The sequence below is a fragment of the Streptomyces sp. URMC 126 genome (genome assembly GCF_051386555.1).
In the GTDB taxonomy this organism is placed as follows: Bacteria; Actinomycetota; Actinomycetes; order Streptomycetales; family Streptomycetaceae; genus Streptomyces.
On the sequence record NZ_JBPQTX010001124.1, the window covers coordinates 1 to 251 of the forward strand.

Annotated in this window: 1 pseudogene; it reads right to left on the bottom strand. The window is 74.5% G+C overall.

The features are described 5' to 3' along the window. A pseudogene (locus tag ACSNOK_RS35345) lies at positions 1-251 on the bottom strand (FAD-dependent monooxygenase); the annotation flags it as partial.

Below are 251 nucleotides of genomic sequence, written 5' to 3' on the forward strand. Positions count from 1 at the left end.
GCCCCAGTAGTGGCCCACGTAGCCCGGGGTCAGCCGGGGGTGGTCGAAGGGCACGACGGCCAGCCAGCAGATGTAGCCGCTGTCCCGGGAGTCCTCGGGGCCCACGAACTGGCGGCGCACGGCGGAGTGGAAGCCGTCGGCGCCGATGAGGAGGTCGCCGCGGGCCTCGCCGCCGCCCTCGAAGCGGACGGTGACCCCGGTGTCGTCGGCGGTGTAGCCGGTGGCGGCGGAACCGAGGGTCAGCGGTATGC